A 13892-nucleotide genomic window follows, 5' to 3' on the forward strand; every position below is an offset into this window, starting at 1 on the left:
GCGGACCTCACGAAGGTAAGGCTATGCTTAACTTTGTGAGGTCCCATCGTCGTCGCCTGCCGCTGGAGCACGTCCTGATCGCCGGCCACATCGCCGACCTGGACGACATCGCTGTTGCGCTGGCGCTTCTGCCCGCTGACGCCTACGGCCAGGTGTTGATCGAAGCGCCGGCGGGCAGCCTCGACGGACTGACCGCGCCAGCCCGGGTGTCCATTCAGCGCATCGAGCCCAGCACCGGTTCCCTTGACCAGGCCGTCACGGCCTGGGTCAGCGAATGGGTCCCCCAGGAGTTGGACCTGCGCCGCAACGTCACCGTCTGGCTCGGCGGTCACGCCAGCAGCCGGGTGGATCTACGCGACCTGGGTGTCGATCACCTCACGATCTGAGCGGCGTAGCACTCCCCTGCTGTTGGTGATCCACTTCAGCCCACTCGGGGCACAAATACTTCACGGCCGCGGACATCACCCCCAGGCGGGGCTCGCCGAAGAACGGGCCACTTCCAGCGTCTGCGTTGTTCACCAGCGCCTGGTAGAGCCCGTCGGCGTCCGCGGAATCTGAGAGTGATTCGCAGACCGCATCGCCTTGGCGGATCAGTTCAGCCCGATCGATCTGCTCGGTCTGGTATTGCTTGACGGCCGCGATGAACGCGGCCTCGTCGCGGGGCGCGGGCACGTTGTCGGCGCCGGTGTCGCCGGAGCAGCCGGTGAGGATCACCGCCACGGTGCCCAGCGACACCATCGACATGAGGCGTGAGCGCATTGGCATCCTCGCGATTCAGATCAGGACCGGAGCGATCACGAAGCCCAGGGCGATCGAACTGGCGACCGCCACCAGACCCGGGATCATGAACGAGTGGTTGAACAGGTATTTGCCGATCCGGGTCGTCCCGGTGTCGTCGAGTTCGATCGCGGCCACCACCGTGGTGTAGGTCGGCAACAGGAACAGGCCGGTCACCGCTGGGAACGAGGCGAGCAGCGCGGAGGCGGACACGCCCATTCCCGCCGCGACCGGCATTAGCGCGATCGTGGTGGCCGCCTGGGAGTAGAGCAACGCCGATGCGAGCAGGAGGACAATCGCCAACATCCACGGATGGTCGTGGATCACGTCGCCGCCGATGCGCTCGATGTCTTCAACGTGGTTCTGCACGAAGGTGTTTCCCAACCAGGCGACGCCGGTGATGCAGACGGCTGCGTTCATCCCGGCCCGGAACGTCGGTGTCTCGATGACCGCGGGCGGTTCGACTTTGCAGAAGACCACGATGAGCAACGCGGCCAGCATCATGAAGGTCATGATCGCGGCCGACCGGTCGATCGTCGGATCACTGATCAGGCCGACTGACTCCGAGATCGCCGTGGAGTACAGCACCACCACCACGAGGGTGACGGCGAAGATGATCAGCGACAGCGCGGCTCCCTTGCGGGGTGTGAAGTTCTCCCGCGCCGCCGGATCGGACTGCGAGACCAGACCACGCGCCAGGCGGTCCTGGTAGATCGGGTCGTCCTCCAACTCGCAGCCGAGTCTGGACGCCACGAACGCGGCGATCATGCAGCCGGTCAACGTGCAGATACCGGAGATGGTGAGCATCTTGATGAAGTCGACGCCCATTGGCTCAAGAACGGCGGCCATGGCGACCGTCGCCGCGGAGATCGGCGAGGCAACGATCGCCATCTGGGAGGCCACGACTGCAATCGACAACGGCCGCGACGGCCGGATCTTGGCCTCCTTGCTCACCTCCGCGATCACCGGCAGCGTTGAGAAGGCGATCTGGCCGGTGCCGGACAGGACCGTCATGAAATAGGTGACGACCGGCGCCATGAAGGTGATGTTGCTTGGTCTTGACCGCAGGAGCCGTTCGGTGCGGTAGACCAGCAACTCCAATCCCCCAGCGGCCTGCATCGCCGCAATCGCGGCGATGACGCAGATGATGATGCCGAGCACGTCCCACGGCACACCGGTTTTGGGGTCGACCTGCAGTCCGAGCAGACCGAGAACGATGACACCGGCGCCGCCGGCCAGACCGATGGCGATGCCGCCGAGTCGGGCTCCGATGAAAACGAAAAGGAGAACGACCAGGAACTGCAGGACGATCATGACGCCGGTGCGTCAGCGTCGGTCGTCGGAGGGCTCTGCGGCAGCGGAATCCCCCGCTCGTCGGGTGCGTACAGTCGGCCGGCGAAGGTCGGGTTGAGGAAGTTGGCGGCCGACAGCAGCTCATCCAGTTGCGTCTCGCTGAGCAGCCCCATCTCGAGGGCCACCTCGCGCACTCCCCTGCCGGTGCGGGCAGCCTCCTTGCCCACCTGGTCGCCGGCGTGGTGGCCGATGACCTCGTTGAGATAGGTGACGATGCCGACCGAGTTCATGACGTACGCCTGACACACCTCCGGGTTGGCGGTGATTCCGACGATGCACTTGGTCCGCAACGTGGCACACGCGTTGGTCAGTAGCCGCAACGACTCGAACAGTGACTCCGCCAGCACCGGCTCCATGACGTTCAGCTGCAGTTGGCCGGCCTCCGCGGCCATCGTGATCGTGACGTCGTTGCCGATGACCTTGAAACAGACCTGGTTGACGACCTCGGGGATGACCGGGTTCACCTTCGCCGGCATGATCGAGGAGCCGGCCTGCATTTCCGGCAGGTTGATCTCGTGCAGACCCGCTCGCGGTCCAGAAGACAGCAGCCGCAGGTCGTTACAGATCTTGGACAACTTGGTCGCCAGCCGCTTCACCGCCGAATGCACCGCGATGTAGGCACCGTTGTCGTACGTCGCTTCGACCAGGTGCGCTGCCGGGACCGTGCCCAACCCACTGACCTGGGACAGGTGCCGGGCGGCGGCCGCCGGGTAGCCCGGGGGTGTGTTCAGTCCGGTGCCGATCGCGGTGGCGCCCAGGTTCACTTCCAAAAGGAGCTCCGCCGCGGTGCGCAGCCGGGTGATCTCCTCGTGGACGTTGACCGCGAACGCCTCGAACTCACTGCCCAGGCTCATCGGCACCGCATCCTGCAACTGGGTGCGGCCCATCTTCAGCACCGTTGCGAACTCCTGGGCCTTGGCCGAGAACGCGAACGAAAGCTCCTGCACCTCCTGAACCAGGCTCTGCACCATCGTGTACGTCGAGATCCGGAACCCGGTCGGGTAGGCGTCGTTGGTCGACTGGGATTTGTTGACGTGATCGTTGGGATTGATCACGTCGTAGCGGCCCTTGTCATAGCCGACGAATTCGAGGGCCAGGTTGGCGACCACCTCGTTGGTGTTCATGTTGACGCTCGTGCCGGCGCCGCCCTGGAAGACATCGACCGGGAACTGATCCATGCACCGGCCCTCATCCAGGATCGCATCGCAGGCGGCGACGATCGCATCCGCGACATCCACCGGCAAGACGCGTAGCTCCTTATTCGCCAGCGCCGCAGCCTTCTTGACCTGCACCATGCCGCGGATGAACTCGGGGACGTCGTTGATCGTGATGCCCGAAATCGGAAAATTCTCGATCGCTCGGACGGTGTGGATGCCGTAATACGCCTCTGCCGGCACGGGCTTCGAGCCGAGCAGATCCTCTTCGGTGCGCGTGGTCATGCTCGAACGTTAGTGGCTGGGCGGGATCGTTCGGAAGTGTCGGTTTCAGCCGATATCCAGCGCTGAACGAGCAGCGTCCAGCGCCTGGCCGGCGTAGCCGCGCCCGAAGATCACCACGTGGGCAAGCAGCGGGAAGAGCTGGTGCAGCGGGACCCGACCGCGCCATCCGGGGGCCAGCGGTGACACCTCGTCGTACGCCGATCGGATGCGTTCGAGGTGGGGGCACCCGAACAGCGCCAACAGGGCCAGGTCGCTCTCCCGGTGGCCGCCATGGGCGGCCGGATCGATCAACCAGGCGCCGTCGTGGGACCACAACACGTTGCCGGACCAGAGGTCACCGTGTAGTCGCGCCGGAGCCTCCGCGGGTCCGGCCAACTGCGGCAACCGTTCACACACCTCGTCGAAGACGGCCGACTCCCCCAGCGTCAGCGAACCTGCGTCGACGGCTTGTCTGACGTAGGCAGCGACCCGGTCCCGGGCATACCAGGTGGCCCAATCCTCTTGCGGCACTGGCTTGTTCAGCATCCGGGTCGCCCCGAACCAGGCCAGTTCAGGACCACCAGGCGGCGCGGCACCGAAGCCCGCGGCGCCGGCCGAGTGCATGGCCGCCAACCGCCGACCGAAGTCTTCGGCGACCTGCGGGTCCGGTCGGCTTGACTCGACGTACGCCGTGACCAGCCGTTGGGGGTCGTGCGACAGGACCGTCGGCAATGGCGGACCGTCCGGCACCCTCAGCCACTCCAGGGAGGCGGCTTCCGCGGTGATCGCCGACTGCGGTGCCTCTTTGGCGAAGCCGCGGCGACCGTCGCTCAGCGTGACTGGTCGCGCACCCACTGCACCACCCCGGGAGTCGCTGCTTCGACCATGGCGAGCACGTCGCGGAACTCGGCCGGGCCGTCGTAGTAGGGGTCAGGCACATCCGGTGAGTCAGCGTCCGGATCGAAGGAGCGCAGGAGCCGCACCCGATCCGCGGGGGCACCCAGACGGCGCAGCTCCCGCGCGTGCCCGCCGTCCAGCGCAACCAGGAGGTCCGCTGTGAGGTCCTCGTCAGTGACCTGGTGAGCGGTGTGGGTGTTCGAATAGCCTGCGGCCGCAAGGACGTCCGCGGCTCGAGGGTCGGCGGGCTCACCCTCGTGCCAGGGGCCGGTCCCAGCACTGGTCACCGTCGCCGCGTCACCGAGTCCGGCGTCATCGAGCTCGCGTTGCAACACCTTCTCGCCGATCGGTGAGCGGCAGATGTTGCCGGTGCAGACGAAGACGATGCGTAACGGGTCAGGCATGCTTTCCCGGCCACGGGAAGAAGAAGGAGACACGCTTCTGATAATCGCGGTAACCGGGCCGGTCCTGCATCTTTGTCTCAGTGCGTTTCGCGCCGGTCGCATAGATCAGGAAGTAGTTCATCGCAATCGGCGCCGGGAAGGTCCACCCTGCCGGTGGCGATGCAGCGGCAGCGACGTAGGCCCCGTCCCAGAACAGCGAGTCCCCGAAGTAGTTCGGATGCCGTGACCACGCCCACAGACCGGTGTCGAGCACCGACGGGCGTTCCTCACGGGGTTGCGCTGAGTAGGTGTCCTTCTGCCGGTCGGCGACCCCCTCGACGACTGCGCCGGTGACCATGATGGCGACGCCGAGGGGGAACAACAGTCGGCGCCGACCTTTGGGGAGGGTCGAGGCTGCTGCCACCTGTGTGGGCGCCGACACGAGTAGTTGGGAAACAGCCTGTGTCACAAACACCTTGCCGATGACTGCGGCCGTCGAGGATCCCGCGAGGAAGTCGGTGTAGCGGTCGTCCTCGGTGTCTTTGCCGCGCAAGCGACCGAGCATCAGATGCTCCAGCCGCGCGGCCCAGGCGGTCGTGAGAGCGGCAGTGGTCCATCGGCGTACCGGATCACCGGTGCCCAGCGCCGCGCCGGTGATGGCCACGGCGGCCAGTCCGGGACCCCACGCCCCGTCGGCGTAGTCGCGTCGTTGTCGCGGGATCGCAACGGCGGCGGTCACGGTTTGGATCGCCGTCACCGCGAGGGCGGATACGCCTGCGACGCGTCGGAGGTTCTGGATGTCGAGATTCATTACGGCCACGGTAACCGCCGAACCAGCCTCCGAAAGTGGGGTCAGGTGGCGGTGAACAATTCTGGGTGTCGTGCGGGCGTCAACCAACCAAGCAGCCGGGTCTCCAAGGGCCACCGTTGCAACGGCAGCAGATCCAGCGCCTGCTCTGCCTGCGCGGCAGCCTCGACGAGCTGGTCATCGACGTGCCACATGTCGCGCGGATTCCATAACGTCACGGTCAGCAGCGGCCAGGGCTGAAGGTCGTCTGCGCTGTCGAACGTCATCCGGGAAGTGTCGCTGCTGAGTTCGATGCCGGCGAGCGGGCCGGCCTGCGGCGTCTGCACCATGAAGTTCCCCGCAGAGACGTTCAGTAGGGACGCGAGCTCCTCGACCGGTGCGTGATCGAGTCGGAAGGCGATCGCCAACCGGTCCGGCTCGCTCTCCTTGGGCCGCGGAACGCAGAAACTGAACCAATGCAGCCGGGCATCCAGGCGCCGGTACCAATCGTGATCGTGCGACCGCAGCGCGTTGGCGACCTCGAACGGCTGCATCCGGTCGGTCATGAGCCCACGTACGCCGCGAGGTACTCCCCCGTCAGCGTTGATCGCCCGGCGACCAGGTCAGCAGGGCTGCCCTCGAAAACGATCCGCCCGCCGTCGTGGCCCGCGCCCGGCCCGAGATCGATGATCCAGTCGGCGTGCGACATCACCGCCTGGTGATGCTCGATGACGATCACTGACTTGCCCGAGTCCACCAACCGATCCAACAGGGCCAGCAGCCGTTCGACGTCGGCCAGATGCAGACCGGTCGTCGGCTCATCCAGGACGTAGATGTCGGCCTGCTCCCCCATCTGGGCGGCGAGCTTCAGGCGTTGCCGCTCACCGCCGGACAAGGTGGTCAAGGGTTGTCCCAGCGTGACGTAACCGAGTCCGACATCGGTCAGTCGCGCCAGGATCCGTTCTGCCGCAGGCAGTTTCACCTCAGCGCAGAAGGGCTCTGCCTCGCCCGCGGACATCTCCAACACGTCCGCGATGGAGCGCCCACCGAGCAGGTAACCCAGCACCTCCGGTTGGAAGCGGCGGCCCTCACAGTCCTCGCAGACCGTGCTCACCCCGGCCATCATGCCCAGGTCGGTGTAGATCACCCCGGCACCACCGCAGGTCGGACAGGCACCTTCGGAGTTCGCGCTGAACAGTGCCGGCTTGACCCCGTTGGCCTTGGCGAACGCCTTGCGCAACGGCTCGAGCAGACCGGTGTACGTCGCTGGGTTGGATCGGCGCGACCGGCGGATCGGCGTCTGGTCGACCACGACGACGCCGTCCCGCCCCGTCAGGGAACCCTCGATCAAGGAGCTCTTGCCCGATCCCGCGACGCCGGTCACTACGACCAGGACCCCGAGCGGGATGTCGACGTCGACGTCCCGCAGGTTGTGCGCGTGGGCGCCGCGGATCGGCAGGGTGCCGCGTGCTCGCCGTACGTCGACCTTCAGGCTCGCTCGATCGTCCAGGTGCCGCCCGGTGACGGTCCCAGACGACTTCAGCCCGGCCACTGTTCCCTCGAAGGTCACTGTGCCACCGGATGATCCAGCTCCCGGTCCCAGGTCGATGACCTGGTCGGCGATGGCGATCAGCTCCGGTTTGTGCTCGACCACCAGCACCGTGTTGCCCTTGTCCCGCAGTTGCAGCAGCAGCTCGTTCATCCGCTGGATGTCGTGCGGATGCAACCCGACCGACGGTTCGTCGAAGACATAGCTGATGTCGGTCAGCGGGGAACCGAGGTGCCGGATCATCTTGACCCGCTGCGCCTCTCCCCCGGACAACGTGCCCGCCGGCCGGTCCAGCGACAGATAGCCCAACCCGATCCGGTCGAACGCGTCGAGGCTGTCGCGTAGGGCATCCAGCAGCGGTCCGACCGACGGTTCGTCCAGCGAGCGCACCCAGGCGGCCAGGTCGCTGATCTGCATCGCGCAGGCGTCGGCAATGCTGGTCTGGCCGATCCGCGAGGTGCGCGCCGGCTCGGCGAGGCGGGTCCCGTCGCACTCGGGGCAGGTGGAGAAGGTGATGGCCCGGTCGACGAAGGCGCGGATGTGCGGCTGCATCGACTCGCGGTCCTTGGACAGCATGGACTTGGTGATCTTGGGGATCAGCCCTTCGTAGGTGACGTTGATGCCGTCGACCTTGATCCGGGTGGGCTCCTTGTGCAGCAGTGCGTCCAACTGCTTGGCGGTGAACGTGGCGATCGGCTTGTCGGCCGGGAAGAAGCCGCAGCCCTTGAAGATCCGCCCGTACCACCCGTCCATCGAGTAGCCGGGGATCTTCAGCGCGCCATCCTCCAGCGACAGCTTGTCGTCATAGAGCGCTGTGAGGTCGAAGTCGGAGACGCTGCCGCGGCCTTCGCAGCGCGGACACATCCCGCCCAGCCGGGAGAAGGTCGCCTTCGTCGCCCGCTTCGTACCGACACTGATCGCTCCCGAGCCATGCACCGTCGGGGTGTTGAAGGAGTACGCCGGCGGCCCGCCGATGTGCGGAACTGCGAGGCGGGAGAACAGGATTCGTAGCATCGCGTTCGTGTCGGTCACCGTGCCGACGGTTGAGCGTGGATCAGAGCCGATGCGTTCCTGAGACACGATGATCGCGGTCGTCAGGCCGTCCAGGACGTCAACGTCGGGCCGTGCCAGGGTGGGCATGAAGCCCTGCACGAAGGCGCTGTAGGTCTCGTTGATCAGACGCTGCGACTCGGCGGCGATCGTGCCGAAGACCAGGGAACTCTTGCCCGACCCGGACACGCCCGTGAAGACCGTCAGGCGGCGCTTGGGGATGGTCACACTCACGTCGCGCAGGTTGTTGACCCGAGCACCGTGCACGGTGATCACGTCATGTTGGTCGGCCGGGGCGGTTGACTGTCCGGAGCGCGTCATGTGGCCATGATGGTGGGCATGTTGTCTTCCGTGCGACCCCGCCGCGCCGAGATCACCGGCCGCCACGTCCTGATCACCGGTGCCGCCAGTGGCATCGGCCGGGCCGTCGCCGAGAACCTCGCCGCTCGCGGTGCCGTGCTGCACCTGACCGATCTCGACGCCGAAGGCCTGTCCGCTGCCCGTACGTCGATCGCCGCCTCCGGGGGCATCGTCGCCACCGCTCGGAGCGCTGACGTGACGTCCTTGGACGGGGTTCGTGACCTTGCCGCCGAGGTCCACGCCGGCACGGCCGCGGTCGATGCCGTGCTGAACGTCGCCGGCATCGCGATCTGGGGCAAGGTCGAGCACATGTCCGCGCAGCAGTGGCAGCAGGTGATCGATGTGAATCTGATGGGACCGATCCACGTCATCGAGACCTTCGTTCCGGCGATGATCCAGCACGGGCGTCGTGGCCATCTGGTCAACGTGTCGTCAGCTGCCGGCTTGGTCGGTCTGCCGTGGCATGCGGCGTACAGCGCCAGCAAGTTCGGAGTGCGCGGGGTCAGCGAGGTGTTGCGGTTCGACCTGGCGCGACACGGGATCGCGGTCACCCTCGCCTGCCCCGGCGCCGTCGACACACCGCTCACCGAGTCGATGCGGATCGCCGGGATCGACACCAGCACAGCGCAGTTCGCCAGGCTTCGGCGACGGTTCCAGCATCGCGCCGTCAGCCCACAACTAGCGGCCGAACGGATCGTCAACGGCATGCTCGCCCGCAAGACGCTGGTCTACACCTCCGTCGACATCCGCGCCCTGCATGCCGTGCAACGCTACGTGCCACCGGCCTACTCGGCGATGATGCACGCGGCCAACCGGATGGCCGACCGGGCCGAAGGCAGTCTGCGATGAGTACCGGACGGCAGAACCCGAGGGTGCGACCAGGACGACTCGGTCAGATCGGGGTCACCGCCTGGGTGCTGGCCCGCGCCGGGGGTCGACTGGCGAAGACCGAACCGATGGACCTGTTCCGGGTACTCGGGCGCAACAAGGGGCTCTTTCGGGGCTGGCTGCATTTCGCCGGTCGGCTGATGCCCTTCGGGACCCTGCCCCGCGCGGAGTCCGAACTGGTCATCCTGCGGGTGGCTGCCCTGCGTGGGTCGGACTATGAGTTGCACCAGCATCGCCGGATCGCCCGCGGCGCTGGTCTCAGCCGGGAGCAGATCGCCCTGGTCGGAACCGACCTGGCCGATGGCGATTGGACCGATCGACAGCGGGTCATCCTGGCGGCGGTCGACCAGTTGGTGCTGACCCGCGACGTCGATGACTGCGCCTGGGCCGAGGTCGCTGAGCACCTCGATGATCGCCAGTTGGTCGAATTGGTCCTGTTGGCAGGGCATTACGACATGCTGGCGGCGGCGATCCGGGCGCTGCGGATCCAGCCGGAGACGCCACTCAGGTGACGTGCGCGTACGTCACCCGGCGGACGATCTGACTGATCACCTGCTGTGAGGTGCCGTACTCCTGCGCCAACCGGGTCTGTGAGGTGCCCGCGGCCGCCGCCGCACGGATCCGCCGGATCTGGTCGTCGCTCAACGGCTTCGGGGCGCTAGCGCCTCGGCGACCACTGATGATCGAGTCGATGGTGTGCCGGGAGATGCCCAGGTCAGCGGCGATCTCGGCGCGCTTGTCTCCCTCGGCGACCCGGCGGCGTACGTGCTCGATCTGTTCGTCCGACAGGGTCTTTCGCGGGGAGCTCGCCGCACGCTGGGGCGCCGGGCGTGGGGCACGAGTGGCGATCGGACCACCGGCTGCGGCACGGGTGCGTCCGTTCACGATCGCCGACACAGCCGTCTGAGCGATCCCGAACTCCGTTGCCAGATCGACCTGTCGGGCGCCCGCGGCGTACCGCTCACGCAGGCGTACCACCTCAGCGTCACTCAACGCCATCATTGCCACCGCTGTGTCGACAGGAAGACTCGCAGGGCCGAGGTGAACGCCTCGGGCTGGTCGGAGTGCAGCCAGTGCCCCGCGTTCTTGATGACCACGTAGGTCATCCTCGGGAACAAGCGCTCCATCTCCGGTCGGTCGGCGTCGGTGATGTAGTCCGACCGCTCCCCCGCCAACCACAGCACCGGATGGTCGAAGGTGGCCTCGATCTGCGGGAACCCCGCGATCGGAATCAGACTGTCCCGCAACAGGTCCAGGTTCGCCTGCCACCGGAAACCATCCGGGGATGAGCGCAGGTTCTGCAGCAGGAACCCGCGGACCGCATCGTCCGGCACGAGTGGCCGTAGCTGGTCATCGGCATCGCCCCGGCGACGGATGCTGCTCAGCTCCAGTGATTTCAGCGAGTCCAACAGGTGCTCGAACTGACCGGCGCTCTCGGAGTGGCGAGGGGCGATGTCTGCGACCACCAACCGGTCGACCACCTGCGGATGACGCAGCGCCAGCACCATCGCCACCTTGCCGCCCATTGAGTGGCCAACCACGTGCACCGGGCTGTCGGCCGCGAATCCACTCCGCAGGAACTGCGCGACCCGATCGGTGAGATCGATGTAGTCAACGCGATCAGTCCACTCCGATCGACCGTGATTGGGCAGGTCGACCAGCAGCGAAGTGTACTGCGGCGTCAACGCTTTGGCGATCCGGGTGAAGTTCTTGCCCTGTCCGAAGAGCCCGTGCAGGAAGACGATGCGGGCGCCTTCGTCACCGATCTGGGTCGCATGAATCTGCGTCTGCTCCACGGCACCGAAGGTACTAGGCCACGATGAACCCATGACATCCCTTCCCGATTGGGCGCACGGACTGGATCTGCAACCGCACCCGGAAGGTGGTTGGTACGCCGAGACCTACCGGTCAGGGGTGACCATCGGTGACCGGGTCACCGCCACCGCGATCGTCTTCCTGCTGCTGCCCGGTGAGGAGTCGGCGTGGCATCGGGTGCGCTCCGATGAGCTGTGGATCCACCAGAGAGGTGGCCCGCTGGAGCTGGACCTGGGCGGATCAGGCGAGCACCCGGCGTACGCCGATCGCACGATCCTGGGGTCGGACCCGTCAGCGGGGCACCGGTTCCAGTCGTTGGTACCCGGCGGTCACTGGCAGGCGGCGCGCCCCGCGGGTGACGAAGCGGTGCTCGTCGCGTGCGTGGTCACCCCCGGTTTCGACTTCGCGGACTTCGAACTGGCCCCGTCTCCCGGGTGAGCATCGCGCCGTAACGTGACGCTATGACGACGTCGGCGCAGCTGCTCCAGGATCTCTTCGACCGGGTCCGTCTCGAGGCGGTGACGCTTCTCGACGGCGTGACCGCTGCGGATCTCGCCTCGGCACCCGGCGGCAACAACTCGGTGGCCTGGCTGCTGTGGCACACCGCGCGCGTCCAGGACGCGCAGATCGCTGATGTGACAGGTCAGGAGCAGGTGTGGACGGCGGTCGGTTGGGCGCAGCGGTTCGCGTTGCCCTTCGACGACGCGGCTACCGGGTACGGCCAGTCCCGGCAGCAGGCTGCGCAGGTGACGGCGAGCGCCGAGCTGTTGGCGGGCTATCTCGAGGCGGTGTCAGCGCGCAGCCACGCGTACCTGGGCACCCTGCGCGATGCCGACCTCGACGCGATCGTCGATGACACCTGGGATCCGCCGGTCACGCTCGCCGTCCGGCTTGTCTCCATCGCGGCCGACGACCTTCAGCACGTCGGGCAGGCGGCGTACGTGCTCGGTATGACTCGCTACTGAGCGCGCAGCTGACGGCGCACCATGCCGATCGTGGTGGGCGCCGAGGGCACGAACCCGACCGACTCATACAGTCGCACGCCCGGTCCGTCGGCCATCAGCGTGACGTACGGGTCCGCCGGCGCCTTCTGCTCGATGACGGTCAGGAGGTGGTCGATGACCGCACGGCCGATACCGCGGCGCTGATGCTGTGGGTCCGTGGCCATGTCGGCCAGGTGGAAATACCAGCCGCCGTCCCCGATCACCCGGCCCATCCCCACCACCGCACCGCTGGCCGCCACCACGACGTGGCACCAGGCCCAACTGTTCTCCAACGCCGGGCGCGCCTGATCCGGGCGTTTGGGGGTCAGACCGGATTCGGCGCGCAACCGCAGGTAGTCCGCCACCGGCGGTGGGCTGTCGATCAGCTCGTAGCGTTCGTCCACATCCCCCAGTCAAGCCGATCGCGCCGCGACCGCGGCGGCGACCTGGGCGATGCCCGCTGGACCGACGCGGCAACAACCGCCCACCCACCGGGCGCCCGCGTCCAGCCAGCGCGGGACCAGGCGCACGTCGTACGTCGGCTCGCCGACCCAGCGGTGGTGCTCGGCGTCCCAGGTCTCCCCCGCGTTCGGATAGGCGACGGCTGGCTTGCCGCTGATCTGCCCGGCGAGTTCGATGGCCGGTAGCACCTCGCGTGGAGCGCAGCAGTTCACCCCGACCGCGACCACCCCCGGCGCATCCGTGGCAACGGCGAACGCGTCGGCCAGGGGTTGCCCGGCCCGCGTCTGGGCCCCGTCGATGGTGAAGGACAACCAGGCCGGTACGTCGAACTGGGCGATGAGATCGACCAGCACCTGCGCCTCGAGCAGGTCCGGGATCGTCTCAACCGCGAGCAGATCGGGCTGCTCGGCGATCAGTAGTTCCAGACGCGGCGCGTGGAAGTCGCGCAGTTGGGCAGCGGTCAGTCCGTAGTTGCCCCGGTACTCCGAACCGTCGCCCAGCACGGCGCCGTACGGGCCGACCGAGGCGGCGACCAGCCGACCCGGGACGCCGTCGGTGGCTTCCCGCGCCAGACGGACGCTTCGCCGGATGAGTTCCTCGGCGGTGCTGGTTGACATACCGGCCGCGGTGAATCCGAGCACACTGGCTTGGTAACTGGCGCTGGTGGCCAGCTGAGCCCCGGCCGCGAAATAGGCGCGGTGTACGGCGACGATCTCCTGGGGAGCATCGGCCAGCAGCCGGGCGGTCCACAGATCATCGGCCAGGTCATGACCACGGTCCACGAGCGCGTTGGACAGTCCGCCGTCCAGGACGACCGTCATCGCTCGAACCGCAGATCGAGTCGGACCCGGACCGTGTCGCCCAGGCCGACGCCTTCGGTACGTTGGACGGCGACCCGAACCGGCACCAGGTACTGGCCGTCCTTGGGCATCAGCGACGTCGGCCACCGGGTATGGCCAATGGTCGCGGTGACCGGAATGCAGCCCCAGCCATAACTGAACCGGGCCCACTGCGCGACCTCTTCGGCGGCCTGATCGCTCACCGGGACGAACAGATAGGGCGCCGGTCCGCGCCACTCGATGACCTCACCGACGAAGGACACATCCACAGACTGCATCCTGCTGCACCCGGCAACTGACCGGAACCGTAGGTTGCGCCGGATCCCTGGGG

Annotated in this window: 18 protein-coding genes; 5 read left to right on the top strand and 13 right to left on the bottom strand. The window is 67.2% G+C overall.

Annotated elements, in window-relative coordinates:
• The first annotated feature begins 35 nt into the window (after positions 1-35).
• Positions 36-386 carry a ferredoxin reductase domain-containing protein gene (locus tag DR843_RS05990; protein ID WP_109684544.1) on the top strand — a complete coding sequence of 117 codons (351 nt, stop codon included), beginning with the start codon at positions 36-38 and terminating at the stop codon, positions 384-386.
• Here DR843_RS05990 and DR843_RS05995 read toward each other — a convergent pair.
• From DR843_RS05995 to DR843_RS06030, 8 genes are read right to left on the bottom strand one after another with little or no spacing between them, the layout of a single operon-like run.
• Positions 376-759: a DUF732 domain-containing protein gene (locus tag DR843_RS05995; RefSeq protein ID WP_170119762.1), complete on the bottom strand. Its 384-nt coding sequence runs from the start codon at positions 757-759 to the stop codon at positions 376-378. The genes DR843_RS05990 and DR843_RS05995 overlap by 11 nt on opposite strands.
• A gap of 15 nt (positions 760-774) precedes the next feature.
• A complete protein-coding gene (locus tag DR843_RS06000; protein ID WP_109684546.1) occupies positions 775-2091 on the bottom strand; it encodes an anaerobic C4-dicarboxylate transporter in 1317 nt (438 codons plus the stop codon).
• Positions 2088-3569 carry an aspartate ammonia-lyase gene (gene aspA, locus DR843_RS06005; RefSeq protein WP_109684547.1) on the bottom strand — a complete coding sequence of 494 codons (1482 nt, stop codon included), beginning with the start codon at positions 3567-3569 and terminating at the stop codon, positions 2088-2090. The genes DR843_RS06000 and aspA overlap by 4 nt, the downstream gene beginning before the upstream one ends.
• A 45-nt stretch (positions 3570-3614) precedes the next feature.
• Positions 3615-4403 (bottom strand): fructosamine kinase family protein, encoded by a 789-nt coding sequence (locus tag DR843_RS06010; protein WP_109684548.1) that lies wholly within the window; start codon positions 4401-4403, stop codon positions 3615-3617.
• The gene (locus DR843_RS06015) at positions 4379-4849 is read right to left on the bottom strand and encodes a low molecular weight protein-tyrosine-phosphatase (RefSeq protein WP_109684549.1); all 471 of its coding nucleotides are present in this window, start codon (positions 4847-4849) and stop codon (positions 4379-4381) included. The genes DR843_RS06010 and DR843_RS06015 overlap by 25 nt, the downstream gene beginning before the upstream one ends.
• Positions 4842-5639 (bottom strand): DUF1295 domain-containing protein, encoded by a 798-nt coding sequence (locus tag DR843_RS06020; RefSeq protein WP_109684550.1) that lies wholly within the window; start codon positions 5637-5639, stop codon positions 4842-4844. Before DR843_RS06020 ends, DR843_RS06015 begins: the two co-directional genes overlap by 8 nt.
• Before the next feature lie 41 nt (positions 5640-5680).
• Positions 5681-6181, bottom strand: a complete 501-nt coding sequence (locus tag DR843_RS06025; RefSeq protein WP_109684551.1) for a hypothetical protein — start codon at positions 6179-6181, stop codon at positions 5681-5683.
• On the bottom strand, positions 6178-8535 hold the full coding sequence (locus tag DR843_RS06030; RefSeq protein ID WP_109684552.1) for an ATP-binding cassette domain-containing protein: 2358 nt from the start codon (positions 8533-8535) through the stop codon (positions 6178-6180). Before DR843_RS06030 ends, DR843_RS06025 begins: the two co-directional genes overlap by 4 nt.
• An 18-nt stretch (positions 8536-8553) precedes the next feature.
• On the opposite strand from DR843_RS06030, the gene DR843_RS06035 reads away from it, so the two are divergent.
• Both DR843_RS06035 and DR843_RS06040 read left to right on the top strand, forming a co-directional pair.
• Entirely contained in the window at positions 8554-9423 is an 870-nt protein-coding gene (locus tag DR843_RS06035; RefSeq protein WP_211310188.1) for an SDR family oxidoreductase, read from the top strand.
• Positions 9420-9974 (top strand): carboxymuconolactone decarboxylase family protein, encoded by a 555-nt coding sequence (locus DR843_RS06040; protein WP_109684553.1) that lies wholly within the window; start codon positions 9420-9422, stop codon positions 9972-9974. Before DR843_RS06035 ends, DR843_RS06040 begins: the two co-directional genes overlap by 4 nt.
• Here DR843_RS06040 and DR843_RS06045 read toward each other — a convergent pair.
• Both DR843_RS06045 and DR843_RS06050 read right to left on the bottom strand, forming a co-directional pair.
• Complete coding sequence (locus DR843_RS06045) at positions 9967-10464, bottom strand: helix-turn-helix domain-containing protein (RefSeq protein ID WP_146202497.1); 498 nt, start codon at positions 10462-10464, stop codon at positions 9967-9969. The two genes, DR843_RS06040 and DR843_RS06045, sit on opposite strands and share 8 nt — an antisense overlap.
• Positions 10461-11258, bottom strand: coding sequence for an alpha/beta fold hydrolase (locus DR843_RS06050; RefSeq protein WP_245934018.1), 798 nt, complete (start codon positions 11256-11258; stop codon positions 10461-10463). The genes DR843_RS06045 and DR843_RS06050 overlap by 4 nt, the downstream gene beginning before the upstream one ends.
• 31 nt (positions 11259-11289) lie before the next feature.
• Here DR843_RS06050 and DR843_RS06055 point away from each other — a divergent pair, with 31 nt between their 5' ends.
• On the top strand, positions 11290-11715 hold the full coding sequence (locus DR843_RS06055; RefSeq protein WP_109684556.1) for a cupin domain-containing protein: 426 nt from the start codon (positions 11290-11292) through the stop codon (positions 11713-11715).
• A gap of 23 nt (positions 11716-11738) precedes the next feature.
• Positions 11739-12242, top strand: coding sequence for a mycothiol transferase (locus DR843_RS06060; protein ID WP_109684557.1), 504 nt, complete (start codon positions 11739-11741; stop codon positions 12240-12242).
• On the opposite strand, the gene DR843_RS06065 is transcribed toward DR843_RS06060, so the two are convergent.
• The 3 genes from DR843_RS06065 to DR843_RS06075 are packed head-to-tail and all read right to left on the bottom strand — an operon-like array spanning position 12236 to position 13839.
• Positions 12236-12664: a GNAT family N-acetyltransferase gene (locus DR843_RS06065; RefSeq protein ID WP_109684558.1), complete on the bottom strand. Its 429-nt coding sequence runs from the start codon at positions 12662-12664 to the stop codon at positions 12236-12238. The two genes, DR843_RS06060 and DR843_RS06065, sit on opposite strands and share 7 nt — an antisense overlap.
• Before the next feature lie 9 nt (positions 12665-12673).
• On the bottom strand, positions 12674-13543 hold the full coding sequence (gene mmuM / locus DR843_RS06070) for a homocysteine S-methyltransferase (RefSeq protein ID WP_109684559.1): 870 nt from the start codon (positions 13541-13543) through the stop codon (positions 12674-12676).
• A complete protein-coding gene (locus DR843_RS06075) occupies positions 13540-13839 on the bottom strand; it encodes a DUF1905 domain-containing protein (protein ID WP_245934019.1) in 300 nt (99 codons plus the stop codon). The genes mmuM and DR843_RS06075 overlap by 4 nt, the downstream gene beginning before the upstream one ends.
• Positions 13840-13892: the final 53 nt, after the last annotated feature.

Origin of the sequence: Branchiibius hedensis (assembly GCF_900108585.1) — a bacterium.
Classification (GTDB): domain Bacteria; phylum Actinomycetota; class Actinomycetes; order Actinomycetales; family Dermatophilaceae; genus Branchiibius; species Branchiibius hedensis.

Coding starts and splice junctions, on each gene's coding strand:
- DR843_RS06075 (WP_245934019.1), bottom strand. CDS start 13,839: ATGCAGTCTGTGGATGTGTCCTTCGTCGGTGAGGTCATCGAGTGGCGC.
- DR843_RS06060 (WP_109684557.1), top strand. CDS start 11,739: ATGACGACGTCGGCGCAGCTGCTCCAGGATCTCTTCGACCGGGTCCGT.
- DR843_RS06030 (WP_109684552.1), bottom strand. CDS start 8,535: ATGACGCGCTCCGGACAGTCAACCGCCCCGGCCGACCAACATGACGTG.
- DR843_RS05995 (WP_170119762.1), bottom strand. CDS start 759: ATGCGCTCACGCCTCATGTCGATGGTGTCGCTGGGCACCGTGGCGGTG.
- mmuM (WP_109684559.1), bottom strand. CDS start 13,543: ATGACGGTCGTCCTGGACGGCGGACTGTCCAACGCGCTCGTGGACCGT.
- DR843_RS06055 (WP_109684556.1), top strand. CDS start 11,290: ATGACATCCCTTCCCGATTGGGCGCACGGACTGGATCTGCAACCGCAC.
- DR843_RS06045 (WP_146202497.1), bottom strand. CDS start 10,464: ATGATGGCGTTGAGTGACGCTGAGGTGGTACGCCTGCGTGAGCGGTAC.
- DR843_RS06025 (WP_109684551.1), bottom strand. CDS start 6,181: ATGACCGACCGGATGCAGCCGTTCGAGGTCGCCAACGCGCTGCGGTCG.
- DR843_RS06035 (WP_211310188.1), top strand. CDS start 8,554: ATGTTGTCTTCCGTGCGACCCCGCCGCGCCGAGATCACCGGCCGCCAC.
- DR843_RS06015 (WP_109684549.1), bottom strand. CDS start 4,849: ATGCCTGACCCGTTACGCATCGTCTTCGTCTGCACCGGCAACATCTGC.
- DR843_RS06020 (WP_109684550.1), bottom strand. CDS start 5,639: ATGAATCTCGACATCCAGAACCTCCGACGCGTCGCAGGCGTATCCGCC.
- DR843_RS06000 (WP_109684546.1), bottom strand. CDS start 2,091: ATGATCGTCCTGCAGTTCCTGGTCGTTCTCCTTTTCGTTTTCATCGGA.
- aspA (WP_109684547.1), bottom strand. CDS start 3,569: ATGACCACGCGCACCGAAGAGGATCTGCTCGGCTCGAAGCCCGTGCCG.
- DR843_RS06040 (WP_109684553.1), top strand. CDS start 9,420: ATGAGTACCGGACGGCAGAACCCGAGGGTGCGACCAGGACGACTCGGT.